Source organism: Streptomyces sp. NPDC007971 (genome assembly GCF_042958635.1).
GTDB lineage: Bacteria > Actinomycetota > Actinomycetes > Streptomycetales > Streptomycetaceae > Streptomyces.
This window is the reverse complement of the sequence record NZ_JBIBJK010000013.1, coordinates 264,347-290,661: the sequence shown is the minus strand read 5'-3', so window position 1 is coordinate 290,661 and position 26,315 is coordinate 264,347. Positions and strand designations below refer to the sequence as shown.

General features: G+C 69.7%; 27 protein-coding genes. 6 read left to right on the top strand and 21 right to left on the bottom strand.

Annotation, left to right across the window (positions count from 1 at the left end; translation table 11 throughout):
• Positions 1–5: 5 nt before the first annotated feature.
• The 21 genes from rpsC to rpsL form a co-directional block, all read right to left on the bottom strand.
• Positions 6–827, bottom strand: a complete 822-nt coding sequence (gene rpsC, locus ACFZCP_RS27755) for a 30S ribosomal protein S3 (protein WP_003998826.1) — start codon at positions 825–827, stop codon at positions 6–8.
• Positions 827–1,174: a 50S ribosomal protein L22 gene (gene rplV, locus ACFZCP_RS27750; RefSeq protein ID WP_003974262.1), complete on the bottom strand. Its 348-nt coding sequence runs from the start codon at positions 1,172–1,174 to the stop codon at positions 827–829. The genes rpsC and rplV overlap by 1 nt, the downstream gene beginning before the upstream one ends.
• A 44-nt stretch (positions 1,175–1,218) precedes the next feature.
• A complete protein-coding gene (gene rpsS / locus ACFZCP_RS27745; RefSeq protein WP_003992359.1) occupies positions 1,219–1,500 on the bottom strand; it encodes a 30S ribosomal protein S19 in 282 nt (93 codons plus the stop codon).
• 12 nt (positions 1,501–1,512) lie between these two features.
• Positions 1,513–2,349: a 50S ribosomal protein L2 gene (rplB, locus tag ACFZCP_RS27740; protein WP_353600330.1), complete on the bottom strand. Its 837-nt coding sequence runs from the start codon at positions 2,347–2,349 to the stop codon at positions 1,513–1,515.
• 40 nt (positions 2,350–2,389) lie between these two features.
• Complete coding sequence (gene rplW, locus ACFZCP_RS27735) at positions 2,390–2,809, bottom strand: 50S ribosomal protein L23 (protein ID WP_362689933.1); 420 nt, start codon at positions 2,807–2,809, stop codon at positions 2,390–2,392.
• Entirely contained in the window at positions 2,809–3,465 is a 657-nt protein-coding gene (gene rplD, locus ACFZCP_RS27730; protein ID WP_362689930.1) for a 50S ribosomal protein L4, read from the bottom strand. The genes rplW and rplD overlap by 1 nt, the downstream gene beginning before the upstream one ends.
• Before the next feature lie 8 nt (positions 3,466–3,473).
• Positions 3,474–4,118 (bottom strand): 50S ribosomal protein L3, encoded by a 645-nt coding sequence (gene rplC / locus ACFZCP_RS27725; protein ID WP_020135811.1) that lies wholly within the window; start codon positions 4,116–4,118, stop codon positions 3,474–3,476.
• A 17-nt stretch (positions 4,119–4,135) separates the two neighbouring features.
• A complete protein-coding gene (gene rpsJ, locus ACFZCP_RS27720; protein ID WP_003948644.1) occupies positions 4,136–4,444 on the bottom strand; it encodes a 30S ribosomal protein S10 in 309 nt (102 codons plus the stop codon).
• Positions 4,445–5,077: 633 nt separating this feature from the next.
• A complete protein-coding gene (pqqE, locus tag ACFZCP_RS27715; RefSeq protein WP_391431598.1) occupies positions 5,078–6,214 on the bottom strand; it encodes a pyrroloquinoline quinone biosynthesis protein PqqE in 1,137 nt (378 codons plus the stop codon).
• A gap of 179 nt (positions 6,215–6,393) precedes the next feature.
• On the bottom strand, positions 6,394–6,666 hold the full coding sequence (gene pqqD / locus ACFZCP_RS27710; RefSeq protein ID WP_362689927.1) for a pyrroloquinoline quinone biosynthesis peptide chaperone PqqD: 273 nt from the start codon (positions 6,664–6,666) through the stop codon (positions 6,394–6,396).
• The gene (gene pqqC, locus ACFZCP_RS27705) at positions 6,663–7,385 is read right to left on the bottom strand and encodes a pyrroloquinoline-quinone synthase PqqC (protein ID WP_391431535.1); all 723 of its coding nucleotides are present in this window, start codon (positions 7,383–7,385) and stop codon (positions 6,663–6,665) included. Before pqqC ends, pqqD begins: the two co-directional genes overlap by 4 nt.
• The gene (gene pqqB / locus ACFZCP_RS27700; protein WP_391431532.1) at positions 7,382–8,281 is read right to left on the bottom strand and encodes a pyrroloquinoline quinone biosynthesis protein PqqB; all 900 of its coding nucleotides are present in this window, start codon (positions 8,279–8,281) and stop codon (positions 7,382–7,384) included. The genes pqqC and pqqB overlap by 4 nt, the downstream gene beginning before the upstream one ends.
• An 8-nt stretch (positions 8,282–8,289) precedes the next feature.
• The gene (gene pqqA / locus ACFZCP_RS27695; RefSeq protein WP_391431529.1) at positions 8,290–8,430 is read right to left on the bottom strand and encodes a pyrroloquinoline quinone precursor peptide PqqA; all 141 of its coding nucleotides are present in this window, start codon (positions 8,428–8,430) and stop codon (positions 8,290–8,292) included.
• 142 nt (positions 8,431–8,572) lie between these two features.
• Complete coding sequence (locus ACFZCP_RS27690; protein WP_391431524.1) at positions 8,573–9,718, bottom strand: PQQ-dependent sugar dehydrogenase; 1,146 nt, start codon at positions 9,716–9,718, stop codon at positions 8,573–8,575.
• A 354-nt stretch (positions 9,719–10,072) separates the two neighbouring features.
• Positions 10,073–10,321, bottom strand: a complete 249-nt coding sequence (locus tag ACFZCP_RS27685; RefSeq protein ID WP_391431520.1) for a hypothetical protein — start codon at positions 10,319–10,321, stop codon at positions 10,073–10,075.
• Positions 10,322–10,605: 284 nt separating this feature from the next.
• The gene (locus ACFZCP_RS27680; RefSeq protein WP_391431517.1) at positions 10,606–12,570 is read right to left on the bottom strand and encodes a hypothetical protein; all 1,965 of its coding nucleotides are present in this window, start codon (positions 12,568–12,570) and stop codon (positions 10,606–10,608) included.
• An 88-nt stretch (positions 12,571–12,658) separates the two neighbouring features.
• Positions 12,659–13,018: a hypothetical protein gene (locus tag ACFZCP_RS27675; RefSeq protein WP_391431514.1), complete on the bottom strand. Its 360-nt coding sequence runs from the start codon at positions 13,016–13,018 to the stop codon at positions 12,659–12,661.
• A gap of 261 nt (positions 13,019–13,279) precedes the next feature.
• Positions 13,280–14,473, bottom strand: coding sequence for an elongation factor Tu (tuf, locus tag ACFZCP_RS27670; protein WP_362689904.1), 1,194 nt, complete (start codon positions 14,471–14,473; stop codon positions 13,280–13,282).
• A 156-nt stretch (positions 14,474–14,629) separates the two neighbouring features.
• Positions 14,630–16,756 (bottom strand): elongation factor G, encoded by a 2,127-nt coding sequence (fusA, locus tag ACFZCP_RS27665; RefSeq protein ID WP_391431511.1) that lies wholly within the window; start codon positions 16,754–16,756, stop codon positions 14,630–14,632.
• 39 nt (positions 16,757–16,795) lie between these two features.
• Positions 16,796–17,266: a 30S ribosomal protein S7 gene (rpsG, locus tag ACFZCP_RS27660; RefSeq protein ID WP_005481264.1), complete on the bottom strand. Its 471-nt coding sequence runs from the start codon at positions 17,264–17,266 to the stop codon at positions 16,796–16,798.
• Between the two features lie 2 nt (positions 17,267–17,268).
• The gene (rpsL, locus tag ACFZCP_RS27655) at positions 17,269–17,640 is read right to left on the bottom strand and encodes a 30S ribosomal protein S12 (RefSeq protein ID WP_003948652.1); all 372 of its coding nucleotides are present in this window, start codon (positions 17,638–17,640) and stop codon (positions 17,269–17,271) included.
• Between the two features lie 481 nt (positions 17,641–18,121).
• On the opposite strand from rpsL, the gene ACFZCP_RS27650 reads away from it, so the two are divergent.
• From ACFZCP_RS27650 to ACFZCP_RS27625, 6 genes are all read left to right on the top strand, one after another.
• Positions 18,122–18,874: a Crp/Fnr family transcriptional regulator gene (locus tag ACFZCP_RS27650; protein ID WP_362689898.1), complete on the top strand. Its 753-nt coding sequence runs from the start codon at positions 18,122–18,124 to the stop codon at positions 18,872–18,874.
• Positions 18,875–19,154: 280 nt separating this feature from the next.
• Positions 19,155–20,042: a hypothetical protein gene (locus ACFZCP_RS27645; RefSeq protein WP_391431506.1), complete on the top strand. Its 888-nt coding sequence runs from the start codon at positions 19,155–19,157 to the stop codon at positions 20,040–20,042.
• On the top strand, positions 20,039–22,246 hold the full coding sequence (locus tag ACFZCP_RS27640) for a hypothetical protein (RefSeq protein ID WP_391431503.1): 2,208 nt from the start codon (positions 20,039–20,041) through the stop codon (positions 22,244–22,246). Before ACFZCP_RS27645 ends, ACFZCP_RS27640 begins: the two co-directional genes overlap by 4 nt.
• A gap of 203 nt (positions 22,247–22,449) precedes the next feature.
• Positions 22,450–24,327 (top strand): hypothetical protein, encoded by a 1,878-nt coding sequence (locus ACFZCP_RS27635; RefSeq protein WP_391431500.1) that lies wholly within the window; start codon positions 22,450–22,452, stop codon positions 24,325–24,327.
• Positions 24,324–24,875 (top strand): Pycsar system effector family protein, encoded by a 552-nt coding sequence (locus tag ACFZCP_RS27630; protein WP_391431497.1) that lies wholly within the window; start codon positions 24,324–24,326, stop codon positions 24,873–24,875. Before ACFZCP_RS27635 ends, ACFZCP_RS27630 begins: the two co-directional genes overlap by 4 nt.
• Positions 24,876–24,945: 70 nt before the next feature.
• Positions 24,946–26,271, top strand: a complete 1,326-nt coding sequence (locus tag ACFZCP_RS27625; protein WP_391431492.1) for a M48 family metalloprotease — start codon at positions 24,946–24,948, stop codon at positions 26,269–26,271.
• The last annotated feature ends 44 nt before the right edge of the window (positions 26,272–26,315 follow it).

The window sequence follows — 26,315 nt, the reverse complement described above, 5'->3', positions numbered from 1 at the left end:
GTCGGTCAGGCCTCCGTTCCGGTGCTCTCAGCCGGAGCGGACGCGGGAGCCTCGGCCTTGGGGGCCTCGGCGCCGGCAGCCTGCTGCGGCTTGCGACCGCGCCGCTCGCCACCACGGCCACCACGGGCCGGGCGGTCGGCACCACCACGGGCCGGGCGGTTACCCGCACGGGCCGCAGCGTTCTCGGCGCGGACCTCGGCGATGTTCTTGACGTCGCCCTTGTAGATCCAGACCTTCACACCGATGCGGCCGAAGGTCGTCTTGGCCTCGAAGAAGCCGTAGTCCACGTTCGCGCGGAGCGTGTGCAGGGGCACGCGGCCCTCGCGGTAGAACTCCGAGCGGGACATCTCGGCGCCGCCGAGGCGGCCGCCGCACTGGATCTTGATGCCCTTGGCGCCGGCCTTCATCGCCGACTGCATGCTCTTACGCATGGCGCGGCGGAAGGAGACGCGGGAGGAGAGCTGCTCGGCAACGGCCTGGGCCACCAGCTGAGCGTCGGTCTCGGGGTTCTTGACCTCGAGGATGTTCAGCTGGACCTGCTTGCCCGTGAGCTTCTCGAGGTCGCCGCGGATGCGGTCGGCCTCGGCGCCACGGCGGCCGATGACGATGCCCGGACGAGCGGTGTGGATGTCCACCCGCACGCGGTCACGGGTGCGCTCGATCTCAACCTTCGAGATACCGGCGCGCTCCATGCCGGACGTCATCATCCGACGGATGGCGACGTCTTCCTTGACGTAGTCCTTGTACAGCTTGTCGGCGTACCAACGCGACTTGAAGTCGGTCGTGACACCGAGCCGGAACCCATGCGGGTTAACCTTCTGGCCCATTACCGGGTTCCTTCCTTGCTGCTGACGACCACGGTGATGTGGCTGGTCCGCTTGCGGATCCGGTAGGCACGGCCCTGGGCACGCGGCCGGAACCGCTTCAGGGTCGGGCCCTCGTCGACGTACGCCTCAGAGATGAAGAGGCTGTCGGCGTCGGTGTGGTCGTAGTTGTGCGCGGCGTTGGCGATGGCGCTGTCGAGCACCTTGCCGACCGGCACGGAGGCTGCCTGCGGAGCGAATCGCAGAACAGCCTGAGCCTCCGTGGCATCCATGCCACGGATAAGGTCCACCACGCGGCGGGCCTTCATGGGCGTAACGCGGATGTACCGCGCCTGGGCCCTGGCTTCCATGGTTGTCCCTCTCAGTTACTTACGTGTCTGAATGCGATCCGCTACTAGCGGCGCTTCGACTTCCGGTCGTCCTTGACGTGGCCCCGGAAGGTGCGGGTCGGCGAGAACTCGCCGAGCTTGTGGCCGACCATCGACTCGGTGACGAACACCGGGATGTGGGTCTTGCCGTTGTGCACCGCGAGCGTGTGGCCCAGCATGGCCGGGACGATCATGGAGCGACGGGACCAGGTCTTGATGACGTTCTTGGTGCCGGCTTCGTTCTGGGCGTCCACCTTCTTGATCAGGTGGTCGTCGACGAAGGGCCCCTTCTTCAGGCTACGAGGCATCTCAACCCGTCCTTAGCGCTTCTTGTTCGTCTTGCGGCGGCGGACGATGTACTTGTTCGACGCCTTCTTGGGCGAACGAGTACGGCCTTCCTTCTTGCCCCACGGGGACACAGGGTGGCGACCACCGGAGGTCCGGCCCTCACCACCACCGTGCGGGTGGTCAACCGGGTTCATGACGACACCACGGACGGTCGGGCGAACGCCCAGCCACCGCTTACGGCCGGCCTTACCCCAGTTGATGTTGCTCTGCTCGGCGTTGCCGACCTCACCGATGGTGGCGCGGCAGCGGACGTCGACCAGGCGGATCTCACCGGACGGCATGCGCAGGTGGGCCATCGAGCCCTCCTTCGCGAGCAGCTGCACGGAGGCACCGGCGGAGCGGGCGAACTTGGCACCGCCACCGGGACGGAGCTCGATCGCGTGGATCGTGGTACCGACCGGGATGTTGCGGATGGCCAGGTTGTTGCCCGGCTTGATGTCGGCCCCGGGACCGTTCTCGACGCGGTCACCCTGCTGCAGGTTGCGCGGGGCGAGGATGTAGCGCTTCTCGCCGTCGGCGTAGTGCAGCAGCGCGATGCGCGCGGTGCGGTTGGGGTCGTACTCGATGTGCGCGACCTTCGCCGGCACGCCGTCCTTGTCGTGACGACGGAAGTCGATCACACGGTAGGCGCGCTTGTGTCCGCCACCCTGGTGGCGAACGGTCACACGACCGGCGTTGTTACGGCCGCCCTTGCTGTGCAGGGGGCGGACCAGCGACTTCTCCGGCGTGGACCGCGTGACCTCGACGAAGTCGGCAACGCTGGCGCCACGACGGCCCGGCGTAGTCGGCTTGTACTTGCGGATTCCCATTTCTCAGTCCTCGTCCGATATCGGACGATCCGGACCGCCCTTAGGCGGCCGGACCGCCGAAGATGTCGATACGGTCGCCCTCAGCGAGGGTCACGATCGCGCGCTTGCTGCCGGCACGCTGACCGAAACCGGTCTTCGTGCGCTTGCGCTTGCCCTGGCGGTTGATCGTGTTGACCCCGGTGACCTTGACCGAGAAGACCGCCTGGACGGCCTGCTTGATCTGGGTCTTGTTGGCGTTCGGGTCGACGATGAACGTGTACTTGTTCTCGTCGAGGAGCGCGTAGCTCTTCTCGGAGACGACCGGCTTCAGCAGGACGTCACGGGGGTCCGTGTACGACTTGCTCAGCGGAGTCTCGACGGTGTTCTTGCCCTCGGTGGCGTGGCGCTTCGCCTTGGCGACGCGCGCGGCCTTGGCGGCCTTGGCGGCCTTCGAGGCAATGCTCGGGTGACGCGTAGCCATCAGGCCTCGCTCCCTTCGGTGTCAGCGGCCTTGGGGCCAGACACGAAGGACTCGAAAGCGGCCTGGGTGAAGACCACGTCGTCCGAGACGAGAACGTCGTACGTGTTCAGCTGGCCCGGCTCCAGGATGTGGACCTGGGGCAGGTTGCGGGCGGACAGCCACGCGGCCTCGTCGGCGCGGTCGACGACCAGGAGCAGGTTCTTGCGCTCCGAGATCTTGCCGAACAGGCTCTTCGCGGCCTTGGTGGACGGGTTCGCACCCTCGACCACGCCGGAGACGACGTGGATGCGGTTGTGACGCGCCCGGTCGGTGAGGGCGTGGCGCAGGGCCGCGGCCTTCATCTTCTTCGGGGTGCGCTGCGAGTAGTCACGCGGCACGGGACCGTGCACGACGCCACCACCGGCGAACTGCGGCGCGCGGGTCGAGCCCTGACGGGCGCGGCCGGTGCCCTTCTGGCGGTACGGCTTCTTGCCGCCACCACGGACCTCGCCACGGGTCTTGGTCTTGTGCGTGCCCTGGCGGGCAGCGGCCAGCTGCGCGACGACGACCTGGTGAAGCAGCGGAACGCTGATCTTCTCTACGTCGAAGATCTCCGCAGGGAGCTCGACGGAACCGGCCTTGTCGCCCGCCGGCGAAAGGATGTCAACAGTGCTCATCGGTTACCTCAGGCCCCCTTGGCCGCGGTGCGGACCAGGACGAGGCCGCCGTTCGGACCGGGAACCGCGCCCTTGATGAGCAGCAGACCCTTCTCCGCGTCAACGGCGTGGACGGTCAGGTTCTGGGTGGTGACCCGCTCGTTGCCCATGCGACCCGCCATGCGGAGGCCCTTGAACACGCGGCCCGGGGTGGCGCAGCCACCGATGGAACCGGGCGAGCGGTGCTTGCGCTGGGTGCCGTGTCCGGCGCCGAGGCCCTTGAAGTTGTGACGCTTCATGACACCGGCGAAGCCCTTGCCCTTGCTCTTGCCGGTCACGTCGACCTTGATGCCGGCCTCGAACACCTCGGCGGTGATCTCCTGGCCGAGGGTGTACTCGCTGGCGTCAGCGGTACGGATCTCGACGAGGTGGCGGCGGGGAGTGACGTCGGCCTTGGCGAAGTGGCCCTTGAGGGGCTTGTTCACCTTGCGCGGGTCGATCTCGCCGAAGGCGATCTGGACCGACTCGTAGCCGTCGACATCGTTCGTACGGACCTGGGTGACGACGTTGGGGCCGGCCTTGACGACGGTGACCGGAACAACGCGGTTGTTCTCGTCCCACACCTGCGTCATGCCGAGCTTCTCGCCCAGGATGCCCTTGATCTGCTTAGCCATTCTCAGCTCACCGACCCTCAGAGCTTGATCTCGATGTCGACACCGGCCGGGAGGTCGAGTCGCATCAGAGAGTCAACGGTCTTGGGGGTGGGGTCGAGAATGTCGATCAGGCGCTTGTGCGTGCGCATCTCGAAGTGCTCGCGCGAGTCCTTGTACTTGTGCGGCGACTTGATGACGCAGTACACGTTCTTCTCAGTGGGCAGCGGCACCGGGCCCGCGACCGACGCACCAGTGCGGGTCACCGTCTCGACGATCTTCTTCGCCGAAGAGTCGATGACCTCGTGGTCGTAGGCCTTGAGCCGGATGCGGATCTTCTGTCCCGCCATGGCTACTCAGTAGTCCTGTCTCTTCTCACGCTCTGGAACCCGGCGTTCCATAGTCTCGTTCTCCGACCCACGCGGTCGGGCGTGTCGCGCTCCCGCTGACACAGATGCCCCTTGTTCGAGCATCCCTGCGGGACTGCACACGGCCCTACCGGAACCGCAAGCCGGGGGCGGAAGGCCCACCGGGCGCCTGGTCGGTGCCGCACTCACACTTCCCGGAAGATTCCCGTACGTCCGCCCCAGTGCTGCCGTGGTGGCAGTTAGGACGACGAGTACTGTGGGACTCGCTTCCGGTCCTCCCGGCGGGAGGCGCGCAGCATCAACACTCGACCGAGCAACTCGGACAGTCTGCCATATGGGGCGGGGGCTCCGCCAATCGAGCCGGAGAGAATACCCCGGGAGTGACGTAGGTCAAACCGCAGCCGGGCGCAGCCCGGACGTGGAGCTGGTGCGGGCCTTCCGTGCCCGCCCGGTACCGCCCGCCCGGATCCGTGCACCGAGACGCTGTGCTGTCCGGCGTCCAGCGCGTCGTTCCGTCGTCCTGCGCCGCCATGAGGCTGGAGCCGGAGCCGTGCACCTGCCGCGCCGACGAGACGGTCTCGTCGCAGTCCTGGTGAGCCGGTGGGCCGAGCGGGGTCAGGGATGCTGCTCGGCGGTCTCGGGGCGGCTCGGTGCCCGTCGTCTGATCACCCCCCGCCCGTTCGTGGTGTCGTCGGCCAGCGAGCGGATCAGGTCGTGGTCCGGGGACAGCCGGCATGCCGGGTCCGTGCGGGTGGCGTCGCCCGTCAGGGCGTACGCCTGGCAGCGGCAGCCGCCGAAGTCCTCGTCGCGGCGGGAGCAGCTGCGGCAGGGATCGGGCATCCAGTCGGTGCCGCGGTAGCGGGTGAACGCCCGGGAGTGGTCCCAGATCCAGGCCAGCGGGTGGTCACGGATGTTCGGCGGGTCCAGGTCCGGCAGGGAGGCCGCGGCCGGGCAGGGCAGGACCGTGCCGTCGGGGGTGACGGTGAGCGAGACCGCCCCCCAGCCGCCCATGCACGGCTTGGCGACGCCGTCGAAGTAGTCGGGGACGACCCAGACCAGTTCGGGGCCGCCCGGCGTGAGCCTCTCGCGCCAGAGCTCGACCGCGTCGCGTGCCCGGGCGAGCTGGTCGTGGGTGGGCAGCAGCGCGGTGCGGTTGAGCAGCCCCCAGCCGTAGAACTGCGTGTTGGCCAGTTCGATGCGGTCCACGCCCCAGGAAAGGCCCAGCTCGACGAGGGAGTCGATGGCGTCGAGGTTCTCGCGGTGCAGGACGACGTTGAGGCCGAGGGGAAGACCCGCTTCCCGTACCAGCACGGCGGCCCGTTCCTTGTCGGCGAACGAACGGCGCCCGGCGATCCGGTCGGAGGCGCGTGGGTCGGCGTGCTGGACGGACAGCTGGACGCTGCGCAGCCCGGCGGCGGCGAGCGCGGACAGCCGGGCCTCGTCCAGACCCACGCCGCTGGTGACCAGCTGGGTGTAGATCCCGGCGGCCTCGGCCGCGGCGACGATCTCCGTCAGGTCCCGGCGCAGCAGCGGCTCGCCGCCCGAGAGATGGGTGTGGACCACGCCGAACTCGCCCGCCTGACGCATCACGTCCGCCCACTGCCCGGTCGTCAGCTCGCGCGAGCGCCGGGTCAGCTCCAGAGGGTTGGAGCAGTAGCCGCAGTGGAGCGGGCAGGCATGGGTGAGCTCGGCCAGCAGCGCCCAGGGGCGACCGGGGGCGGATGCGGCGTCGGGGGGCGCCGGATCGGCCATGGTCAGCGGATCGAAGGTCAGTGGATCGGTGGGGGGCGTCGGACCGGCGGGGGACATGGGACCGGCGGGGGACATGGGGTCGGTCGAGGTCAGCGGACCGGAGGACGCCAACGGGGCGGCGGAGGGCATCAGACCGGCGGGGGGCATCGGGGTGGTGGAGGGCATCGCGTTGGCGGACGTCATCGCAGCCAGCCCTCCTCGCGCAGTCGCTCCAGGAAGAGCGGGACGTCGGTGGCCACGGGGGCGCCGGGGAAGCGTTCGGCCAGCTCGTCGACGATGCCGCGGACGCTGCGGGTGCCGTCGCACAGGGCGAGGACGGTCTCGGCCCGGCCGGTCAGCACGACGACGCGTTCCGGCAGGACCAGCAGGTCCGCGCCGCGTACGAAGTCGTGCCGCCGCACGATGGCGGGGGCCGGCGCGGGCCGCCAGTCCGCTCCGGGCGCGGCGCTCACCTCCGCTCCCGGTGGCCCGCACGGTCCACGGCGTCGAGCAGCGACCACAGCACGTCGCACTTGAAGCGCAGCGCGGCCACCGCCCGGTCCTGGTCGCCCCGGGTGCGTGCCCAGCCCAGCACCAGATCGAGCGCTTCACGGCTGTCCCGCCGTCCCTGCGAGACCCGGGCCCGGAAATAGGCGAGCCCGTCGGCTTCGATCCACGGGTAGTGGCGTTCGAAGGCGTCGATGCGGGTGCGCATCAGGTCCGGGGCGGACAGTTCGGTCAGCGACGCGGCGACTGCTTCGAGGGGCGGGCGCAGCCGGCAGAAGTTGACGTACCCCTCGACCGCCAGCCGGACGCCCGGCAGCACGGTGTCGGCGCCGAGCAGTGTCTCGCGGTTCAGGCCGGCCGCCTCACCGAGCCGCAGCCACCGTTCGATGCCGCCCTCGCCGTGCTGCTGCCCGTCGTGGTCCTGGATGCGGCGCAGCCACATCCGGCGCAGCGCGGGAGTGTCCAGCTTCGCGGTGATCAAGGCGTCCTTGACGGGGATGTGGCGCTGGTAGTGGAAGCGGTTCACGATCCAGCGGCACAGCTCCTCCTGGCTGAGATCGCCGCTGTGCATGCGCAGGTTGAAGGGGTGGCGGTCGTGGTATCGCTCCTCCCCGACCGCCCGCAGCCGTGTCTCGAACTCCGCGGGGCTCCAGGGCTCCGCGAGCGGGGCGAGTGCAGTGGTCACAGCTCGATCACCATCCCGTCGTAGGCCACCTCGACGCCCAGCCGCGCGAGCCGCTTGTGCTCGGACGCCGCCGGGTCCACGAGGGGGTTGGTGTTGTTGAGGTGCGTGTAGAGGCACCGGGCGGAGAGGGAGGCCAGGCGTTCGGCGGTGCCGTCCGGTCCCTCGATGGGCAGGTGGCCCATGCCGGTGGCCGTGCGCGTGGAGATACCGGTGCGGCGGGGCTCCTCGTCGTCCCAGAAGGTGCCGTCCACGAGGACGCAGTCGGCCTCGGCGGCCGCCTGCTGGAAGTGGTCCGGCCAGGCGGCCAGCGCGGGCGCGTAAAGGGCGGTCGCGCCGGAGGAGGGGTCGTACAGGCGCAGCGCGACGACCCAGGCGTCGTCGTCGGGTGCCTCGGCCGCGTACCGGGGGCGCTTGCCCGACACCGGAATGCCGCCGACCTGCAGACCGGACGCGCCGCCGCCGAGCGGCCCGGTGCCGCGCCGGGGCAGGTCGCGCCAGGTCAGGGAGGTGTACGGCGCCAGCACGTCGCCGAGACGCAGGCGGTCCAGGAGAGCCCGGCGGACCGGGTCCGTCGCGATCACCTGGAGCGTGTCGGCCTCACGCAGCCGCGCGAGACCCAGGGTGTGGTCGAGTTCGGCGTCGGTGAGGATCACTCCGGCGACCGGCGTCTGCCGCGGGCCGGGACCGGGGTGGAGTTCGGGCCTGCCGTCGATCTGGTCGCCGATGTCGGGGGTCGCGTTGACGATGTACCAGCGGCCGTCGTCGGTCCGTACGGCGAGGGAGGCGTGGCGGCGGCGCCGGCGCGGGTGCGCGCGTGCTCCGGAGCAACCGGAGCACGCGCAGTTCCACTGGGGGATGCCGCCGCCGGCGGCAGTGCCGAGTACCAGCAGCAGCATGGCGGCGGCTAGCGGGAGCTGAGGGAGTAGGCGGTGACTTCGAGCGCGGTGTCGACGACCTCGTAGCCGGGCGTCTGCCAGGCGGTGTGGTCCGTCTCCTTCGAGGGGATCTGCTCGACGGGCTTGAGCTGCTCCTTGGCCTCGCTCATGGGGGTACGTCCTTTCTCCGGTGGGTTTTCCTTCGGTGGGTTTTCCTTCTGGTGGGTCTTCCTTCGGTGGTGGATCTCTCCGGCGTGGAACTCTCGGTCGTGGAACTCTCCGGTGGGGTCCGTTCTCGCCGGGTGCAGGGGGTTACTTGACGGTCACGCGGAGGATCTTGTCCTTGCCGTATCCGAGATCACTGGTGCCGACCCACAGCTCGTTCGTGCCCGGGACCTGGGCGACGGCGCGCAGCCGGCCGTACTTGCCGGAGTAGTAGGCGGTCTTCGTGCCGAGGCGCTCGTTGTTCCCGTCGATCGGCAGGCGCCACAGCCGCTGGCCGCGCAGAGCGGACATGTACAGGACGTTGTTCACGACGGCGAGCTGGGCGGGCACGCCCTGCTCCGGTGCGAAGGTGGCCTTCGGGTTGGTCATGCCCTTGACGTTGCAGATGCCTTCACATTTGGGCCAGCCGTAGTTGGCGCCCGGCTTGATCAGGTTGACCTCGTCCCAGGTCTGCTCGCCGATCTCCGCCGACCACAGCCGGCCCTTGCGGTCCCAGACCAGGCCCTGCGGATTGCGATGGCCGTAGCTGTAGATGTGGCTGCCGAAGGGGTTGCCCGGGGCCGCGGCGCCGGTCTTGGTGATCCGGAGGATCTTTCCGTTCAGCGAGTTCTTGTCCTGCGCGAGCTTCGACTGCAGGGCGTCGCCGGTCGCGACGTAGAGGTATCCGTCCGGACCGAAGGCGATCTTGCCGCCGTTGTGGTCCCCGCCCCGCCTGATGCCGGTCAGGATCGGCGTGTAGTGGGTGAGCGAGGTGCCGTTGTAATCCATCCTGACGACACGGGTCTCGGTCTGCGTGGTGTGCATGAAGAACACCCGCTTGTCCGTCTTGCCGTTCCAGGTGGGCGACGGAGCGACGCCCAGAAGCCCGCCGGCGCCCTCGGTGTACGGCTCGGGGACCGTGTACGGCACCTCGCCGACCCGCGTCTTCTTGCCGTTGCGGTCGAGTCGATAGACCTGGAAGTCGAGCCGCTCGGTCACCAGCGCGGAACGTCCGTCCGGCATGAACGTGATGCCCCAGGGCGTCTGCCATCCCGTGGAGAGCGTGGAGACACCGGTCGGCGCACCGCCGCCTGCGGCGGTCGTGGTGGAGAGGGCGACCGTGGCAGTGGCGGACGGCAGCGCGGCCGCGGGCAGGGACTGCGCCAGGCCGGCCGCCAGCAGCGCGGCTGCGGCGGCGAGCGAGACTACGCCGAAGCGGGATGGATGCCGCCCGGGGCGGCCTGAATCTGTCATGTCGACACCCTTCGTCGTTCCTCTGGTGAGCCGTCGTGGTGCGGCGTGTACACACGCACGCAAAGAGCGGCGGACTCCTCGGAGGGCGCCGCTACGCTCCGCAATGAATCTTTACGATCGGCAACGGAGCTGCCACTCGGATGAGCCACGGGGGTGAGGGGTGCCTCGCGGCGCGGCGCCGACGGAAGATGAGCGCGAGTCAGCGGCCTGGCGCGCGGCGGCAGTCGGCCTCAGCCGGCGAGGCCGGACTTCGTGCACAGGGCGTCGGGCCCGCACAGCGCCGACTCCCCCGCCGGCATTCGAGGAACCAGAGCCCGGACCCGCTCGCCCCAGGCCCAGTTCACCCGACAGAACTCACGCACAGCCAAGAGTTTTGACAGTGGCCGGAAAATAGACCCGCATAAACTTTTCGATGTCCTTGCGATGCTCTTGGTCCATTGGTTTGACCTGGGGGAGCTGGAGGGTAAGCGCGAAATGGTCGCCCCTCTTGGTCTTGCACTGGGCCGCCGCGATCGCACCGTCAGTGCCGATGAGCGCCTTGTACTTGAAATCAATCTCTCTCGCGTCCGTCACGCGTGACACCGATCCGGTCTCCTCCGCCATGTACCTGAGGTTCACCGGGCTATCAGCCCACCAGAAGTGCAGATTAATAACAGGACTTTTCCCGGACCACAAAATGCACGGGGCAGAGATAGCTTGGGAACGGTCAACTCTATTGAATTCATGAAAGCCGCTTCCCGCAGCCACTAGCCGGCGGGTGAGATCGGGGTCTGCAGGCGTTCCGCAAATAACCTTGGGCAGGCTTTGGTGGGAGGATCCGGCACAGGACACCGTGACAGCCGCCAGCGACAGAACTACAAGGCTCAGCGGCTCCCTTAGGTGGATGTTCACTTGGGCTGCTCCCCCGAGACGCCAACGGCATGTGCGGAGCCGCTCTCGGAAGCTTCGGCAATCATGGTCCTGGTGCCGAAGCTCGCATGACCGTGCGACGCATGGGCCTTGTGCCATTCGTCCGCAAGAGCCATCAGCTGGCCATTCCTTGCTTCGTACGCCTCAGTGTTACGTTCGGACTGCTTCTCATCCAGTCTCTTCTGTTCATCCTCCAACCACTTGTCAGTGACATAATCGAATCCCTGCTGCACATCATCACTCGCGATCGGGATATAACTGATCGCCTTGTCGAAGACGGGTTTCGCTTTGAATTCTGCTGTTTTCGGGTCGCCCTGCGCCTGAGTTCGCGCCTCCTCCAGAAAGCCGACCGTGCGGCCCGCGCGGAGCAAGGATTCGGTCGACTTGGAATGGTCGCCATGAATAGTGGAGACCATCGCCTGGTTCAACCCCCCGTTCAACGTGCCGTAAGCACCCTTGTCCTTCGACACCTGTTTGACGACCTCGAAGAGCTGGTCCTGTTTCAGGGGCGAGTGCGCGATGTCGACCTCGCTCATGGAGGCATGCACCGTGGCGCCGTGGTTGACGAGAATGTCGGCCATCGGCTGTCGCAAGGCCGGCGGGAACTTGTCACCGCTGTCGGCCAGATGGCGCAGCGCGGATCTGAAGACCTCATCGTTCTGCCTGCTGTGCGCCACATAATGCGCGTGCTTGTCCGACGGGTCGATCCCGGTCGTCGCCGCCTGCAGGGCTCTGCCGAAGCCTGTGCGGTCGTCCGAGTCCAGGCCTGCCGTGTAGGTGCCGGCCTTGGGGCCCTCGTGTGCGTGGAGGACGACGTTCCAGTCCCGTTCCTTCATCAGGTACTTCATGCGGGCGTCGGAGCCGAGGTAGTCCGCCGCGGTGTGCGGGTCCCGGCTCATGATGCCCAGCGCGCCGTCCACGGGGTCGTTGGCGAACCATCCCCCGTGCTTCCCGCCGTACTCGCTCTTGAGCTGCCAGATGCCGGGGTCCCGTTTTTCCGCGGCGATCATGTCGTCCGTCAGATCGGCAAGCATCCGCGGTGCGTACCCGTGTCCCCGTTCCATCAGTGTCACCAGCGACTGGTATCCGACCGCCTTGTCCAGGCGCTCACCCTGCACTTCCGTCGCGTGGTGGCCGAGGCCCGCGTGCCGCATGTCGGCGCGCCACCGCTTGTACCAGGCCGAGTCCGTGTCCCGTGTCGCCGTCGCGAGCGTGTCCGCCAGGCCCGTCTCGATCGTCGCGTACGCAGGGGCGGCCGGGCCGCCCCCCGCGTGGATCAGATCGTTCAGCCGGTTCGTCAGGCCGATGGTGCCGGCCGCGCCCAGGTCGTCGAGCAGGGTGCGGGAGAAGGTCCCGTCGTGGGAGTTGTCGCGGAACAGCCTTTCCAGTTCGGCCAGTTCACGCCGGGACAGCCGGCCGCCGCCACGCAGTTTCTCCAGCGTCTCCTCGGCCTCCAGCGCCTCGTACTTCTCGACGTCCCCGATCGCCCTGCCGTTGAAGCCCCGGCCCCCGACCAGCTGATCCGAGTCGACGACCGCTGCCTTCAAGGCGAGGCGGACGCCGGCGTCCGCGTCCGTGACGTCCCCTACCGCCCTGTCGATCCGGTCCTGCCAGGCCCGGACCGCCGACTCGTCGCGCCGCGCACCGGCATGCCCGGGGTGCTCGCTCACCAGGCCGCGGTCCGAGACCCGCATGCCGGCCGCCACCGCCTCCCGGCGCGCCGCCGTCAACCGGCCCTTGAGCTCCACGAACTGTGTGTGCGCGTCCCGCAGCAGGGAGGCGATCGCCTGCGCCTGGGTCTGCGCGTACTGGAACTCCTTGAGCGTGACGTCGAAGCGCCCGTGGGCGGCCTCCCTGCTCATGCCTTTCCAGGCGGGCCCCAGGGTGATGCCGTACACATCGCGGTGGTAGGCCTTCTCCTGCTTGGCGAACTCGGCCGCCATGCCCTCCCAGCGCTCGGCCGCGGTCGTCAGTGCGGACAGGTCGGTGCTGATGATCTCGTGGTACGTCGGCATCCCGGCCGCTCCCCGCTCAGTACCGGTCCAGCGACGACAACTGTCGCAGCTGTGCGCCGACGGCCAGGTCCGTGCCGGTCAGCACGGTGTTCGCGCTGCTCAGGGAGTCCTTTTCCGCGCCCAGCCGGTCCATCAGGTTCCTGACCTGGTCGCCCCAGGTCTCGTGGGCCGTCCGCAGTGCGGCGGAGGTCTGCCAGCCGTCCCCGTCCCGCGCGCCGAGCGCCTTCACCGCCGCCTCGGTCTCACCGTCCGCCCAGGCCCCGGCCCTGCGGGTGCCCGACTCGATGTGGTCCCCCACGGCCTTCGCCGCCGCCCGCTTCTGGGCGGGTGACGAGGCAAGTTCTCGTGCCCCCGCTCCGCCGACCGACACACCCACAGTCCGCCCCTCCCCTGTACGACAGGCGGCCCTGTACGACAGCCCCTGCCACCGTCGTCGGATCCGCCCTCCGCAGCTTCAACCGACGGGTGCCGATCTTCGTCACGGTGTGTTCCGGGGCGCGGCGTTGACGTCGTCCTGCGGGTCCGCTTCGTCACGGGGCAGCGGGCCGCAGAAACGCGAAGAGGCCCGTACGACCGAAGTCGTACGGGCCTCTCCGACAGCTACCAGGTCTGAGACCCGGGCCTGGTCAGTTCAAGATCACTTGCTGATCTTGGTGACCTGGCCGGCGCCCACGGTCCGGCCACCCTCACGGATGGCGAACTTCAGGCCCTCTTCCATGGCGACGGGCTGGATGAGCTCCACCTTCATCTCGGTGTTGTCACCCGGCATGACCATCTCGGTGCCCTCGGGGAGGGTCACAACGCCGGTCACGTCCGTCGTACGGAAGTAGAACTGCGGACGGTAGTTGTTGAAGAACGGCGTGTGGCGGCCACCCTCGTCCTTGGAGAGGATGTAGGCCTGCGCCTCGAACTCGGTGTGCGGGGTGACCGAGCCCGGCTTGATGATGACCTGGCCGCGCTCGACGTCCTCGCGCTTGATGCCACGGAGCAGCAGACCGACGTTCTCACCGGCCTGGCCCTCGTCGAGCAGCTTGCGGAACATCTCGATGCCGGTGACCGTGGTGGTGGTCTTCTCCTGCTTGATGCCCACGATGTCGACGGTCTCGTTGACCTTGAGGACACCACGCTCGATACGGCCGGTGACGACCGTACCGCGACCGGTGATCGTGAAGACGTCCTCGATCGGCATGAGGAACGGCTTGTCGACGTCACGCTCGGGCTGCGGGATGCTCTCGTCGACGGCCTTCATCAGCTCGAGGACGGTCTTGGTCCACTCGGGGTCGCCCTCGAGCGCCTTGAGCGCGGAGACCTTGACGACCGGCAGGTCGTCGCCCGGGAACTCGTACTCGGAGAGGAGCTCACGGACCTCGAGCTCGACGAGCTCCAGGATCTCCTCGTCGTCCACCATGTCGGCCTTGTTCAGGGCGACGACGATGTACGGAACGCCGACCTGGCGGGCCAGGAGCACGTGCTCCTTGGTCTGCGGCATCGGGCCGTCGGTGGCGGCGACCACCAGGATGGCGCCGTCCATCTGCGCGGCACCGGTGATCATGTTCTTGATGTAGTCCGCGTGACCCGGGCAGTCGACGTGGGCGTAGTGACGCGCCTCGGTCTGGTACTCGACGTGCGCGATGGAGATGGTGATACCGCGCTGGCGCTCCTCGGGCGCCTTGTCGATGTTGTCAAACGCGGTGGCCTCGTTCAGGTCCGGGTACGCGTCGTGCAGCACCTTGGTAATGGCGGCCGTGAGGGTCGTCTTACCGTGGTCAATGTGACCGATGGTGCCGATGTTGACGTGCGGCTTAGTCCGCTCGAACTTCGCCTTCGCCACTGGGGTCCTCCTGTGGAGTGGTTCTGTACGCCTTACTTCATCGGCGCCAGGTGATCTTTGCTGTTAAGTCCCGGGCCCCGGGGCAAACACCCGCGAACGCGGATGAATGCCCCTGGAGGCTCCGAGGTCAAGCCTACGGCGTGTGAACGCGGTGCGTTACTCGCCCTTGGCCTTCGCGATGATCTCCTCGGCGACGTTCCGCGGAACCTCGGCGTAGGAGTCGAACTGCATCGAGTAGCTTGCGCGACCCGACGTCTTGCTACGGAGGTCGCCGACGTAGCCGAACATCTCCGACAGGGGCACGAGGCCCTTCACGACGCGGGCACCAGCCCGCTCCTCCATGGCCTGGATCTGGCCACGGCGGGAGTTGATGTCGCCGATGACCTCACCCATGTAGTCCTCGGGCGTGGTGACCTCGACGGCCATCATCGGCTCGAGGAGCACGGGCGAAGCCTTGCGCGCGGCCTCCTTGAAGGCCTGCGAACCGGCGATCTTGAAGGCGAGCTCGGAGGAGTCGACCTCGTGGTAGCCACCGTCGATCAGCGTGACGCGCACGCCGGTCATCTCGTAGCCCGCGAGGATGCCGAACTGCATGGCCTCCTGAGCACCGGCGTCCACCGAAGGGATGTACTCCTTCGGGATACGGCCACCGGTCACCTTGTTCACGAACTCGTACGAGGCGTCGCCGCCCTCGATGGGCTCGATCGCGATCTGCACCTTGGCGAACTGACCGGTACCACCGGTCTGCTTCTTGTGGGTGTAGTCCACGCGCTCGACGGCCTTGCGGATCGTCTCGCGGTACGCGACCTGCGGCTTGCCGACGTTGGCCTCGACCTTGAACTCACGGCGCATACGGTCGACCAGCACCTCGAGGTGCAGCTCGCCCATACCACCGATGATGGTCTGGCCGGTCTCCTCGTCCGAGTGGACCTGGAAGGACGGGTCCTCCTCGGCCAGGCGCTGGATCGCGACGCCGAGCTTCTCCTGGTCGCCCTTCGACTTGGGCTCGATGGCGACCTGGATGACCGGGGCCGGGAAGTCCATGGACTCCAGGATCACCGGGGCCTTGTCGTCACACAGCGTCTCACCGGTCGTGGTCTGCTTCAGACCCATGACGGCGATGATGTCGCCGGCGCCCACCGAGTCGATCTCCTCACGCTTGTTCGCGTGCATGCGGTAGATCTTGCCGATGCGCTCCTTCTTGCCCTTGACGGAGTTCAGCACCGCGGTGCCGGACTCCAGGCGGCCCGAGTAGACCCGGACGAAGGTGAGCTTGCCGAGGTGCGGGTCGCTCATGATCTTGAAGGCCAGAGCCGACAGCGGCTCCTCGTCGGACGGCTTGCGCTTGACGACCGTCTCCGGGTCCTTGACGTCGTGGCCCTCGATGGCCTCGACGTCCAGGGGGGAGGGGAGGTAGCGCACGACCGCGTCGAGCAGGGGCTGGACGCCCTTGTTCTTGAACGCGGTACCGCAGAACACCGGGGTGACCGTGGTGTCCTTGGACTTGCCGGACGCGATGGTGATGCGACGGATCGCGGCGTACAGCTGCTCCACGGAAGGCTCTTCGCCCTCCAGGTACAGCTCCATGATCTCTTCGTCGTTCTCGGCGACGGTCTCGACCAGCTTGCCGCGGTACTCCTCGGCAGCCTCGGCGTGCGTGGCCGGGATGTCGACGATGTCGTACATCTCGCCCTTGGTGGCCTCGGCGGACCACACGAACGCCTTCATCGTGACCAGGTCGACGACGCCCTTGAAGTCGGCCTCGGCACCGATCGGCAGCTGCATCACGATCGGCTGAGCGCCCAGGCGGTCAGAGATCATGTCGACGCAGCGGTGGAACTCGGCACCGGTCCGGTCGAGCTTGTTGACGAAGCAGATACGCGGAACGCCGTAACGGTCCGCCTGACGCCACACCGTCTCGGACTGGGGCTCAACGCCGGCGACGCCGTCGAACACCGTCACGGCACCGTCGAGCACGCGCAGCGAACGCTCCACCTCGACGGTGAAGTCGACGTGGCCCGGCGTGTCGATGATGTTGATGGTGTGGTCGACGTCTTCCAGCGGCCAGTGGCAGGTGGTGGCAGCAGAGGTGATCGTGATGCCACGCTCCTGCTCCTGCTCCATCCAGTCCATGGTGGCAGCGCCGTCGTGGACCTCACCGATCTTGTACGACACACCGGTGTAGAACAGGATCCGCTCGGTGGTGGTCGTCTTGCCCGCGTCGATGTGGGCCATGATCCCGATGTTGCGGACCTTGGCCAGGTCAAGTGAAGTGGTAGCCATATCGGCTCAGTCTTCTCTCGGTCTCGATGTGGGTAGCGACTACCAGCGGTAGTGCGCGAAGGCCTTGTTGGACTCGGCCATCTTGTGGGTGTCCTCGCGCTTCTTCACAGCGGCACCAAGGCCGTTGGAGGCGTCGAGAAGCTCGTTGAGCAGACGCTCGGTCATGGTCTTCTCGCGACGGGCGCGGGAGTAACCGACCAGCCAGCGCAGCGCGAGCGTGTTGGCGCGACCGGGCTTGACCTCGATCGGAACCTGGTACGTCGCACCACCGACACGGCGGGACTTGACCTCGAGGGTCGGCTTGATGTTCTCCAGCGCGCGCTTCAGCGTGATGACCGGGTCGTTGCTGGTCTTCTCGCGCAGGCCCTCCATGGCGCCGTACACGATGCGCTCGGCGGTGGAGCGCTTGCCGTTCAGCAGCACCTTGTTGATCAGCGACGTGACAAGAGGAGAACCGTAGACCGGGTCGATGATGACCGGGCGCTTCGGGGCGGGGCCCTTACGAGGCATTCTTACTTCTCCTTCTTGGCGCCGTAGCGGCTGCGGGCCTGCTTGCGGTTCTTGACACCCTGGGTGTCGAGCGAGCCGCGGATGATCTTGTAGCGAACACCGGGCAGGTCCTTCACACGGCCACCACGCACGAGCACGATGGAGTGCTCCTGCAGGTTGTGTCCCTCACCCGGAATGTAGGCCGTGACCTCGATCCCGCTGGTCAGACGCACACGCGCGACCTTACGCAGGGCCGAGTTCGGCTTCTTCGGGGTGGTCGTGAACACACGCGTGCAGACGCCACGACGCTGAGGGGAACCCTCGAGTGCGGGCGTCTTGTTCTTCTCGACCTTGTCCTGCCGGCCCTTCCGGACCAGCTGCTGGATCGTAGGCACTACTTCTCCGGTTTCTGTGTGCCGAATGGTGAAGCTAACCTGGAACGTCGCCGACCCACGCGGTCGGGTGTGTCGAATCCGGCGGACCTTCGCCGCGAGGCAAAAGGGGCGCAGATTACGGTGGCCGGTGACGGCTCGCAATGCGGTGTGAAGGCACGCACCAGAGCCAGGGCACACCCCAGGCACAAGGTCTGAGCGTACCTACCTCACGGACTTCGGTCAAAACAAATGGAGCGGGCCCCGACACGCCGGACTTCTCACCTCGCCACCTGCGCCGTCGCCCGCCCGTCCCGGACCGCCGCCCCGCCCGGCCGAGGCCGCTCCCCGGCGTCACCGCACTGCTCCCGGGGGTTTCCGGACCTGGCGTAGATCATTTCCCGTCGATGGCCGATTTGTGCTCTTTCGGAGCCGTGCGATGTGCGCTTTCAGTACGTTGATCCGTCCGTCGGGCGGCACGGACGGACGAACCGGGGGGACGAGCATGACGAGAGTGGCGGTGCACTCACCTGACGACGGCGGTCTGGACGACCGGGTGCCCTTCCTGGCGCGGCTGGAGGGGGAGGACCGCTCGGCGCTGCTGGCGTTCGGCCACGAGCTGGCCTTCTCCCCGCGCATGGTGCTCATCCACCAGCACGAGCCCTCCTCGCACGTCCTGTTCCTGGTGCACGGCTGGACCAAGGTCACGGCCTCCGCGGCCAACGGCTACGAGGCCCTGCTCGCCCTGCGCGGCCCCGGCGACATCGTGGGTGAGTCGGCGGCGCTCACCGGGCGCCCGCGGTCGGCGACGGTGACCGCGCTGGAGCCGGTGCGTGCCGTCGCCGTGGAGCACGAGAGGTTCCGGGCCTTCCTGAGCCGCTCCCCCGCCGTCTCCTTCGCCCTCCTCGGCCTCACCGCGGACCGCACCCGCGCGGCCGACCGGCGGCGGCTGGAGTTCGCGTCGATGAACGTGCGGGAGCGGTTCGCCGTGCTGCTCCTGGATCTGGCCCGCACCCATGGGCGCCGCACCTCGGAGGGCATCGAGCTGGCCGTGCCGCTGAGCAAGCAGGAGCTGGCGGGCTCGGTGGGCGCGTCACGGGAGATGGTGCAACGGCTGCTCAAGGAACTCCGGGACAAGGAAGCCGTCGCCACCGGGCGCCGCACGATGCTGATCCGGCGGCCGGACATCCTGCGCCGCATCGCCGGGTCGGGCCGGGCACCGGGCATCCCCTCGCCCCCGGGACCGCGCGAGGCGTGAGCACGGCCTGAGCGGCCTGAGCGGGGCCTGTGCAGGCCCCGCTCACCGGCCCCGCCCCACTCCGTCCGGCCGGCAGGCCCTTCCGCCCCATCCGGTCGGCAGGCCCTTCCGCCCCAGAGACCCTGCTGCCCCAGAGGCCCTGCTGCCCCGCATGCCCTCCTGCCCCAGAAGCCCTTCTGTGCACACGGTCACACTCCGAGTGCGTCATCCGCCCTCACCGCTTCCCGCACGCGAGCGCCACGCTGCTGCCCGGCACCGCACACCCCTGCGAGAGGCGACCATGACCCACCCCGTGAGCCGCACGATCCTGCTGCTGGACATCGAGAGGTTCAGCGACCGGGACGACGTCGAACAGGCGTATCTGCGGCGCATGCTCTACGACATCACCGACCGCGCGCTGGAGAGTGCCGGCATCGACGAGACGCTGCGGCTGCGGGCCGACCGCGGGGACTCGGTCATGGAGCTGATCGATGCGGGCGCGCCCGTGACCCAGCTGCTGCGGGCCCTGCTCACCGAGGTGCCGGTGCAGTTGCGCGCGGTCAACCGGATGGCGTCCAGCTCCGCGCAGATCCGGCTGCGCGGGGTCGTCGCCGCGGGCTGGGTCGGGATCGACGAGCGCGGCGGCTGGGTCGGCTCCGACCTGAACCACGCCTGCCGGCTGCTGGACGCCCAGTTGCTGCGCGCCGCCCTGAGGGAACGCTCCGACGACTTCGCGCTGTGCGTCTCGGACGCCCTCTACGGCGGGGTCGTACGGCACGACCACCCGGGCGTTGCGGCCGCCGAGTTCCACGCCATGACGGTGGACAGCAAGAACGGCCCGCTGCGTGCCTGGCTGCACGGCCCGCTGCCGGCCTGCGCGGCGGGCGGGGACCGCGGTGGCAGGGGGGCGGCGGAGAGCCGCGGTGACAGGGGACCGGAGGACCACGGTGACACGGGGGCGGGGGAGGCGTCGGGCGGTTCGGGGGACCGCCCGACGCCGCGGGTCCCCGAGCAGGGCCGCCCGGCGTCGGACCGGGGAGCCCCGGCGCCGGGCACCGTCTTCGGCGGTGCCCTCACCATCGGCGGCGGCACGGTGAGCGGCGACCAGAACAACATCACCGGCAACCGGATCAGCGGCGACGTGAACATCGGCTCGGGCGGCACCCGCAGGCGGGGTGAGACCGCATGAGCACCCCCGAGGCACAGCCCCCCGCGGGCGCGGGGGCCGCGCCCGAGCAGGTACCGGCGGACCCCGCCCCCGCGGACGACACCGACAGAAACGGCCCGGACGAGGAGTCCGGGGAGCACGAGCAGCCGCAGACCGCCTGGGCGGCACGGCGCGACCTGGTCGACCACAGCCATCCCAGCATGCGCATCGGTGCCCGGGCCCGTATCGGCGGCGGCACGGTCGGCGGTGGCCAGAACAACGTCACCGGCAACCAGGTCACCGGCGATGTGATCATGGGCGCCAAGACGGAGGTCTACCAGTTCTCGTGGCCCGGGTCGGGTATGTCGGCGCCCGCGTCCGGCGAGGTCCCGCGGGCCACCCTGGACCGGCTGGTCGCACGGTTCGTCGCCGACGAGGACGTCGTCGCCGGGCTGCTCGGCCGGCTGCGCACCGACCGCGTCCTCGTCCTGTCCGGCGCCCGGTTCAGCGGCCGGCGCACGGCCGCGCTGATGCTCCTGCACCGCCTCGGCGTCTCCTCCGTGCACACCCTGGACCGCGAGACGGACCCGAGCACCCTCGCCGAGCAGGTCGCCGCCGACGAGGCCGAAGGGGCGGCGCCGCGCGGCTACGTCCTGTGCGACCTGGCCACCCGCCGCGACCGTCCGCTGCGCGAGCCGCATCTGCTGGCCGCCCGCGACCGCCTCGGCGAGCACGGCTGGCTGGTGATCACGGTCGACCCCACCGCCGTGCTGGAGGACGTCCCCTTCGTCGCCGCCTGGCGGCCCCCGGCCGCCGAGGACGTCCTCGACGCGCATCTGCGCACCCTGACCGACGCCGACACGGCCGCCAAGCTGCGGGAACTGCCCGACGTCGAGACGTTTCTGAGCCGCGGCCACCAGCTGCGCGAGGTCGCGGCCTTCGCACAGCTGCTCACCCGGCACGCGGCCGGCGAGGCCGGCGCGGACGCCGTGGCGCAGTTCTCCCTCGTGTCGCTGGAGAACCAGGTCCAGGAGTGGTTCGAGGAGGACGAGGCGTCGGTCCACCTGCGGGACAAGGCGTTCCTCGTGGCCCTCGCGGCCTTCGACGGCGGTCCGTACGCACTCACCGCCGAACTCAGCGACCTGCTCTACCGCCTGCTCCAGGAGACCGAGAACCCGGCCCGCGTCCCCGAGGTCCCCGTCTTCGGCACCCACATCGGCAAGCGTCTCCAGCTCGCCCGCGCGGAGCGGTTCGAGGACGACGAACACACCGAGTGGGGACCGGTGGTGCAGCAGAAGGCGAGGTTCCTCGACGACCGGGTCTCCCTGGTGCTGATGCGCGAGGTGTGGACGGGCCACCCGTCCGCACGGCCCGCGCTGATCGGCTGGCTGCGCCACCTCGCCGAGGACGGGCGCCCGCTGGTCCGCACCCGCGCCGCCGCCACCGTCGCCGTCCTCGCGCGCACCGATCTGCCGTCCGCGATGGCGCTGGTCATCGAACCCTGGAGCACCTCGAAGCGGTATCGGCAGCGGCTGGTCGCCGTGAACGCGCTCACCCTGGCGCACCTCATCGACACGCCCAACGTCCCGCGCATCCTGGACTCCTGGTGCGAGGGCCGCGATGCGCGGCTGCGCTGGGTGGCGGTGCGCGCGTACGGGCTGATCGGTCCGGAGCGCCCGGAGCAGGCGCTGGCCGCGCTGCGCAAAGCGGTCCGCCGGCTGTACGAGGACGAACCCGACGACCTCGACGGCGAGATGGCACGCGAACTCGCCGAGGCCGTGGAGCTGTTGCTGCTCTCCCCCGCGAGCGATCAGGTCCTGACCGAGCTGCGCCGCACGCTCGACGACGACCGCGCCGTGCACGACCTGGCCCTCGGCGGCTTCGTGAACGCCTGCCGCCGCACCGGGAACGACGAGCGGTACGGCAACCCGCTGGTCCTCGGCTGGTACGCACGGGCGGCCCAGGAGGACGGTGCGGCGGCCCACGGCATCCCCGCCCTGTGGCGGGCGGCGCTCGCCGACCCGCGGGCCACCCGGCACGCGCTGGAGGTGCTGCGCACCTGGGTGCTGATCGCCGACCGGGCGCCGGCCACCGAATGGGCGCTGGCCGCCCTGCTGCCCAGGCTCGTCACCACCCCCGCCGAGCACCAGCGGCTCAGCCATCTGCTGCGGACCATGCCGGGCGAGGACGGCAATCCCCCGCCGAACGTGGCGGCCCGCCTGCTGGCCGTCCTCCCGGCCCGCTGAGGCCACGGACACCACCCCGATCGACCCGATCGACCCGATCGATCTGAACCACCCGACCGACCCGTCCCACCCGATCGACCTGAACCGCCCGATCCAGGCGATCGGCCTGGACCACCTGAATCACCTGATCCAGGCGGCCGGCGGGGCCGAGGCGTCCCCCACGTCCCGTCGTACGCCGGCACGTCCGCGAGGAGACACGCACCATGCCCACCTTTCACCGCCCGCCCGAATGGCAGCAGCAGGCGGACCGGCACACCGAGCTGGTCGACCCGGTGCTCACCGTGCGGCAGCTCGGCCGCTTCGACCTGGGCCTCAAGTCGCTCGTCCGCATCGACCACGCCCTGGTCTTCGCCACTCCCAAGGGCGGCTACGACCCGTATCTGCCGCCCCGGCGGCCCACCCGCAGCGAGATCGCGGCGCGGCGGTACACCGCCGTGTACGAGGTGGACATGGGCGTGCACCCGTTCTCCGCCGACCTCGCCCTGCCCAGCGACAACGACGCGTTCGAGTTCACGGCGGCGGTCGACCTCTCCTGGCAGGTCCTCGACCCGGCCCGGTTCGTGGCGAGCGGGCACCGGGACGTGCCGACGCTGGTGCTGGGCGAACTCCAGCAGGCGGCCCGGCCGGTGACCCGGCGCTTCGCGATCGCCGACAGCGCAGCCGCCGAGCGGGAACTGCTCCAGGCGGTCACCGTCCTCGGCCCGCTCGGGGCACCCGCGGGCCTGCAGGTGTCCTGGACGCTCCGGCTGCGGCGCGACCAGGAGAACATCGACCACCAGCGCCGGCTCCAGGCCATCGACCACTCCGCCGCCGAGCAGATCCGCGTGGCCGAGCGCGGCATGGAGGTCGACGTCGAGGTGGACCGCCGCCACCGCCACCAGGACGCGCTGCAGATCGAACGGGCCATGACCTACGGGCACCAGCAGCAGCAACTCGCCCTTCAGCAGCAGCAGTGGGACCACGAGCAGGCCATGCTCATGAGCAGCCGGCAGCACGAGCAGGCGATGCTCACGAGCGGCCGGGAGCACGAGCTGGCCCTGCTGCAGGGGCAGCAGATGCTGGAACTCCAGCGCATCGAGGCGAAGAAGATCGAGTTCTACCAGTGGCATCTGCAGCAGGGAGGCGTCCAGGCCTGGGCGCTGCACCTCGCCCAGCACCCGGAGGACTCCCGCCTCGTCATGAGCAGCATGCGGGACGACCAGCTCCGCATGATCCAGGCCCAGATGGACCTCGTGAAGCAGCTCCTGAGCGGCGACACGGCCGAGAACTACGAGCTGGAGGGCCCCAAACAGCTCGCCCTGCGCACGGTCAGCGACATCCTCAACCAGAGGCTTCCAGGGGTCCCCCAGGCCGCACCGCTGCTCCCGCCCCAGCTCGGGGAGGACCCCCTGGCGGGATACGAGACCGCGCCGGGCGCACCGGGCAGCAGTCCCAGCATGCCCGGCGGCGGCCTGGGCGCACCGGGCGGCAACCCAGGCGTACCTGGCGGGCAGCCTTGGGCCGGCCAGGGCCCGGCGGGCATGAGCCAGAACCCGGTCAGCGCGAGCCGGGGCCCGGCGGGCATGAGCCAGGGCCCAGTCGGCATGAGCCAGAACCCGGCCGGCATGAGCCAGGGCCCAGTCGGCATGAGCCAGAACCCGGCCGGCATGAGCCAGGGCCCGGTGGCGAACAGCGGCGCGTCCATCCAGCCGTCGGCACCGACAGCACCTGCACCCGGCCCGTCCGCCCAGCCACCGGCACCCGCTCCCGCACCCGCACCCGCACCCGCAGCAGGACCAGCACCATCGGCCCCCGTACCGGGTCCGCCCACGGCCTACTCCCCTCCGTCCCCGTTCGCCGGGGCGTATCCCGGCGCCCCGGGCGCGCCCGCACCCGCACCTGCTCCCGCCCCCGCCCCCGCCCCGGAGACGCCGTCCTGGCAGCCGCCGCCCGGCTACGGCAGCACACCGACCCTGCCCGCACAGCCTCCGGCGCCCGCACCGTCGCACGGGGCACCCGCACCGTCGCACGGCAACGCCCCGCAGGGTGATGGAGGCATGCCGGACGACCAGGGCAACTTCCCCGAGAAGAGCGGGAATTGACCACCCTCGATCCGACGCCCGACCCGGCCACCGCCCCTCCCCCGGGCGCCGGCTCCGCAGAGCGAGCCCAACTCTGCGAGCGTCTCCTCACCGATCTGCGCACGGAGATCGCACGGGCCGACAGCAAGGCGTCCGTCCTGGTGGCCGCTCTCGGGATGACGGCCGGCGTGTTCAGCGGTCTGCTGGCCGGACGGGGCTGGACCCCGTCCGCACTCTCCGCTCCGGCCACGCTCCTGTGGTGGTCCGGAACGGTGTCCCTGGCCTTCTCCCTCTTCGCCCTGCTGCTCGCCGTCCTCCCCCGCTACCGCTCCGGAACCTGGGTGCCGGGACAGCCTCTGTCGTACTTCGGCGACATCCACGAGGCCGTCCGCCAGGGCCACTTGGAGACCGCGCTCGCCGACACCGAGCGCGACCCCGTGGCCGGACTGATCACGGCCCTCACCGAGACGAGCCGGATCGCCGCCCGCAAGCACGCGTGGATCCGGGCCGGCCTGATCGCCTTCTGCACCGGCACGGTCCTGCTCCCTGCCTCGCTGCTGACGGGCTGACCGGCCGACCGGCCGACACCGACCGGCCCCACCACCGACGTCCCCACCGAACGACCCACCAGGAACCCAGATGAACCAGCCTCCCGAGTACCCGCAGCCGGCCCAGCCTCCCGGGTACACGCAAGCACCGTCCCACCCGAACGCGACGTCCGCTGCGCCGTACCCGCAGGCGGCACCGCAGTACCCGCAGACCCCGCCGTCCGCCGCCCACCAGGCACCGCAGTATCCGCAGACCCGAGCGCCGCACCACCCGCAGCCCCAGGCGCCGCAATACCCCCAGGCCCCGCAGCCCCAGGCGCCGCAGTACCCGCAGGCGCACGCGCCCCACCACCCGCACGCCGCCGCGCCGGCCATTCCGCCGACGGCACCTGCGGCCCAGGCCCCGAACATCCCTCCGCAGTACGCGCAGGCTCCGCCGGCGGCGGCCGCGCCCACGGCCCATCCGCACCACATAAGCACCGACCACGGCCGGGTGCACATCCGCCGGGACCAGCGCCGCACCGACGCCACCGCGGTCGGCAACCTGCTCCTGTACCTGCCGAACTTCCTGTGCAGCCTCTTCGTCGTGGGCCTGGTGTCCGTGTTCTTCGGCGGCCTCGGCATCCTGGTGGTGCTGGCCTGGCTGGCCAGCGGCGCACTCGCGTTCTACCGGCCCGCGGAAAGCGCCCTCGCGCGCCATCTGCTCCGGCTGCGCTACCCCACGCCGCAAGAACGGGCCAAACTCGAACCGGTCTGGCGTGAAGTCACGGCCCGCGCGGGGATCGAGGGCCGCACCTACGAGCTCTGGGTCGAGGACAGCGACAGCCTGAACGCGGTCGCCGCGGCCGGCCACATCGTCGGCGTCACCCGGTTCGCCATGAACCAGCTGCCCAACGGCGAACTGGCCGCCGTCCTCGCCCACGAGCTGGGCCACCACGTGGGCGGTCACGCCTGGTCAGGGCTGCTCGGCTACTGGTACGCGCTGCCCGGCCGGATCGCCTGGCGCCTCCTGAAGGCCGTCTCCGGCATCGCGTACAAGGTGTCGCGCGCCTTCGGCTGCTTCGGCGTCGCCTTCGTCCTCCTGTTCATCGGCGTCTTCGCCCTGGCGACCGTCAGCACGCTCTACGGCCTGCCCCTGCTGATCCTGGGCGTGCCGTACGCGCTCGCCGCCGTCGGCCGCCGTGCGGAGCTGCGCGCCGACGAGCACGCGGCCGCCCTGGGCTTCGCCCCCATGCTGGCCGCCGTCCTCGGCAAGCTGCACCAGCAGGAGCAGTACGAGCAGGCCGCGCTCACCGCACAGAACGGCGGGGTGCCCGTCCAGGAGAGTGCCCTGAGCAGGCTGCTCTCCTCCCACCCGGACTACCACACCCGCCTGCACCACCTGCAGCCGTACCTTCAGCCGCAACAGTCCCACTAGTCGGTCCCACCGGTCGGCCCGGCCGGTCCCGGACACGCCGAAGG

Coding starts and splice junctions, on each gene's coding strand:
- ACFZCP_RS27680 (WP_391431517.1), bottom strand. CDS start 12,570: ATGGCGGCCGAGTTCGCCAAGCAGGAGAAGGCCTACCACCGCGATGTG.
- ACFZCP_RS27685 (WP_391431520.1), bottom strand. CDS start 10,321: ATGGCGGAGGAGACCGGATCGGTGTCACGCGTGACGGACGCGAGAGAG.
- fusA (WP_391431511.1), bottom strand. CDS start 16,756: ATGGCTACCACTTCACTTGACCTGGCCAAGGTCCGCAACATCGGGATC.
- pqqB (WP_391431532.1), bottom strand. CDS start 8,281: ATGCTGCTGCTGGTACTCGGCACTGCCGCCGGCGGCGGCATCCCCCAG.
- rpsJ (WP_003948644.1), bottom strand. CDS start 4,444: ATGGCGGGACAGAAGATCCGCATCCGGCTCAAGGCCTACGACCACGAG.
- rpsC (WP_003998826.1), bottom strand. CDS start 827: ATGGGCCAGAAGGTTAACCCGCATGGGTTCCGGCTCGGTGTCACGACC.
- ACFZCP_RS27690 (WP_391431524.1), bottom strand. CDS start 9,718: ATGACAGATTCAGGCCGCCCCGGGCGGCATCCATCCCGCTTCGGCGTA.
- rplB (WP_353600330.1), bottom strand. CDS start 2,349: ATGGGAATCCGCAAGTACAAGCCGACTACGCCGGGCCGTCGTGGCGCC.
- pqqA (WP_391431529.1), bottom strand. CDS start 8,430: ATGAGCGAGGCCAAGGAGCAGCTCAAGCCCGTCGAGCAGATCCCCTCG.
- rplV (WP_003974262.1), bottom strand. CDS start 1,174: ATGGAAGCCAGGGCCCAGGCGCGGTACATCCGCGTTACGCCCATGAAG.
- rplD (WP_362689930.1), bottom strand. CDS start 3,465: ATGAGCACTGTTGACATCCTTTCGCCGGCGGGCGACAAGGCCGGTTCC.
- ACFZCP_RS27650 (WP_362689898.1), top strand. CDS start 18,122: ATGACGAGAGTGGCGGTGCACTCACCTGACGACGGCGGTCTGGACGAC.
- rpsS (WP_003992359.1), bottom strand. CDS start 1,500: ATGCCTCGTAGCCTGAAGAAGGGGCCCTTCGTCGACGACCACCTGATC.
- ACFZCP_RS27625 (WP_391431492.1), top strand. CDS start 24,946: ATGAACCAGCCTCCCGAGTACCCGCAGCCGGCCCAGCCTCCCGGGTAC.
- pqqE (WP_391431598.1), bottom strand. CDS start 6,214: ATGGCCGATCCGGCGCCCCCCGACGCCGCATCCGCCCCCGGTCGCCCC.
- ACFZCP_RS27645 (WP_391431506.1), top strand. CDS start 19,155: ATGACCCACCCCGTGAGCCGCACGATCCTGCTGCTGGACATCGAGAGG.
- rplC (WP_020135811.1), bottom strand. CDS start 4,118: ATGGCTAAGCAGATCAAGGGCATCCTGGGCGAGAAGCTCGGCATGACG.
- ACFZCP_RS27635 (WP_391431500.1), top strand. CDS start 22,450: ATGCCCACCTTTCACCGCCCGCCCGAATGGCAGCAGCAGGCGGACCGG.
- rplW (WP_362689933.1), bottom strand. CDS start 2,809: ATGGCTACGCGTCACCCGAGCATTGCCTCGAAGGCCGCCAAGGCCGCC.
- rpsG (WP_005481264.1), bottom strand. CDS start 17,266: ATGCCTCGTAAGGGCCCCGCCCCGAAGCGCCCGGTCATCATCGACCCG.
- ACFZCP_RS27640 (WP_391431503.1), top strand. CDS start 20,039: ATGAGCACCCCCGAGGCACAGCCCCCCGCGGGCGCGGGGGCCGCGCCC.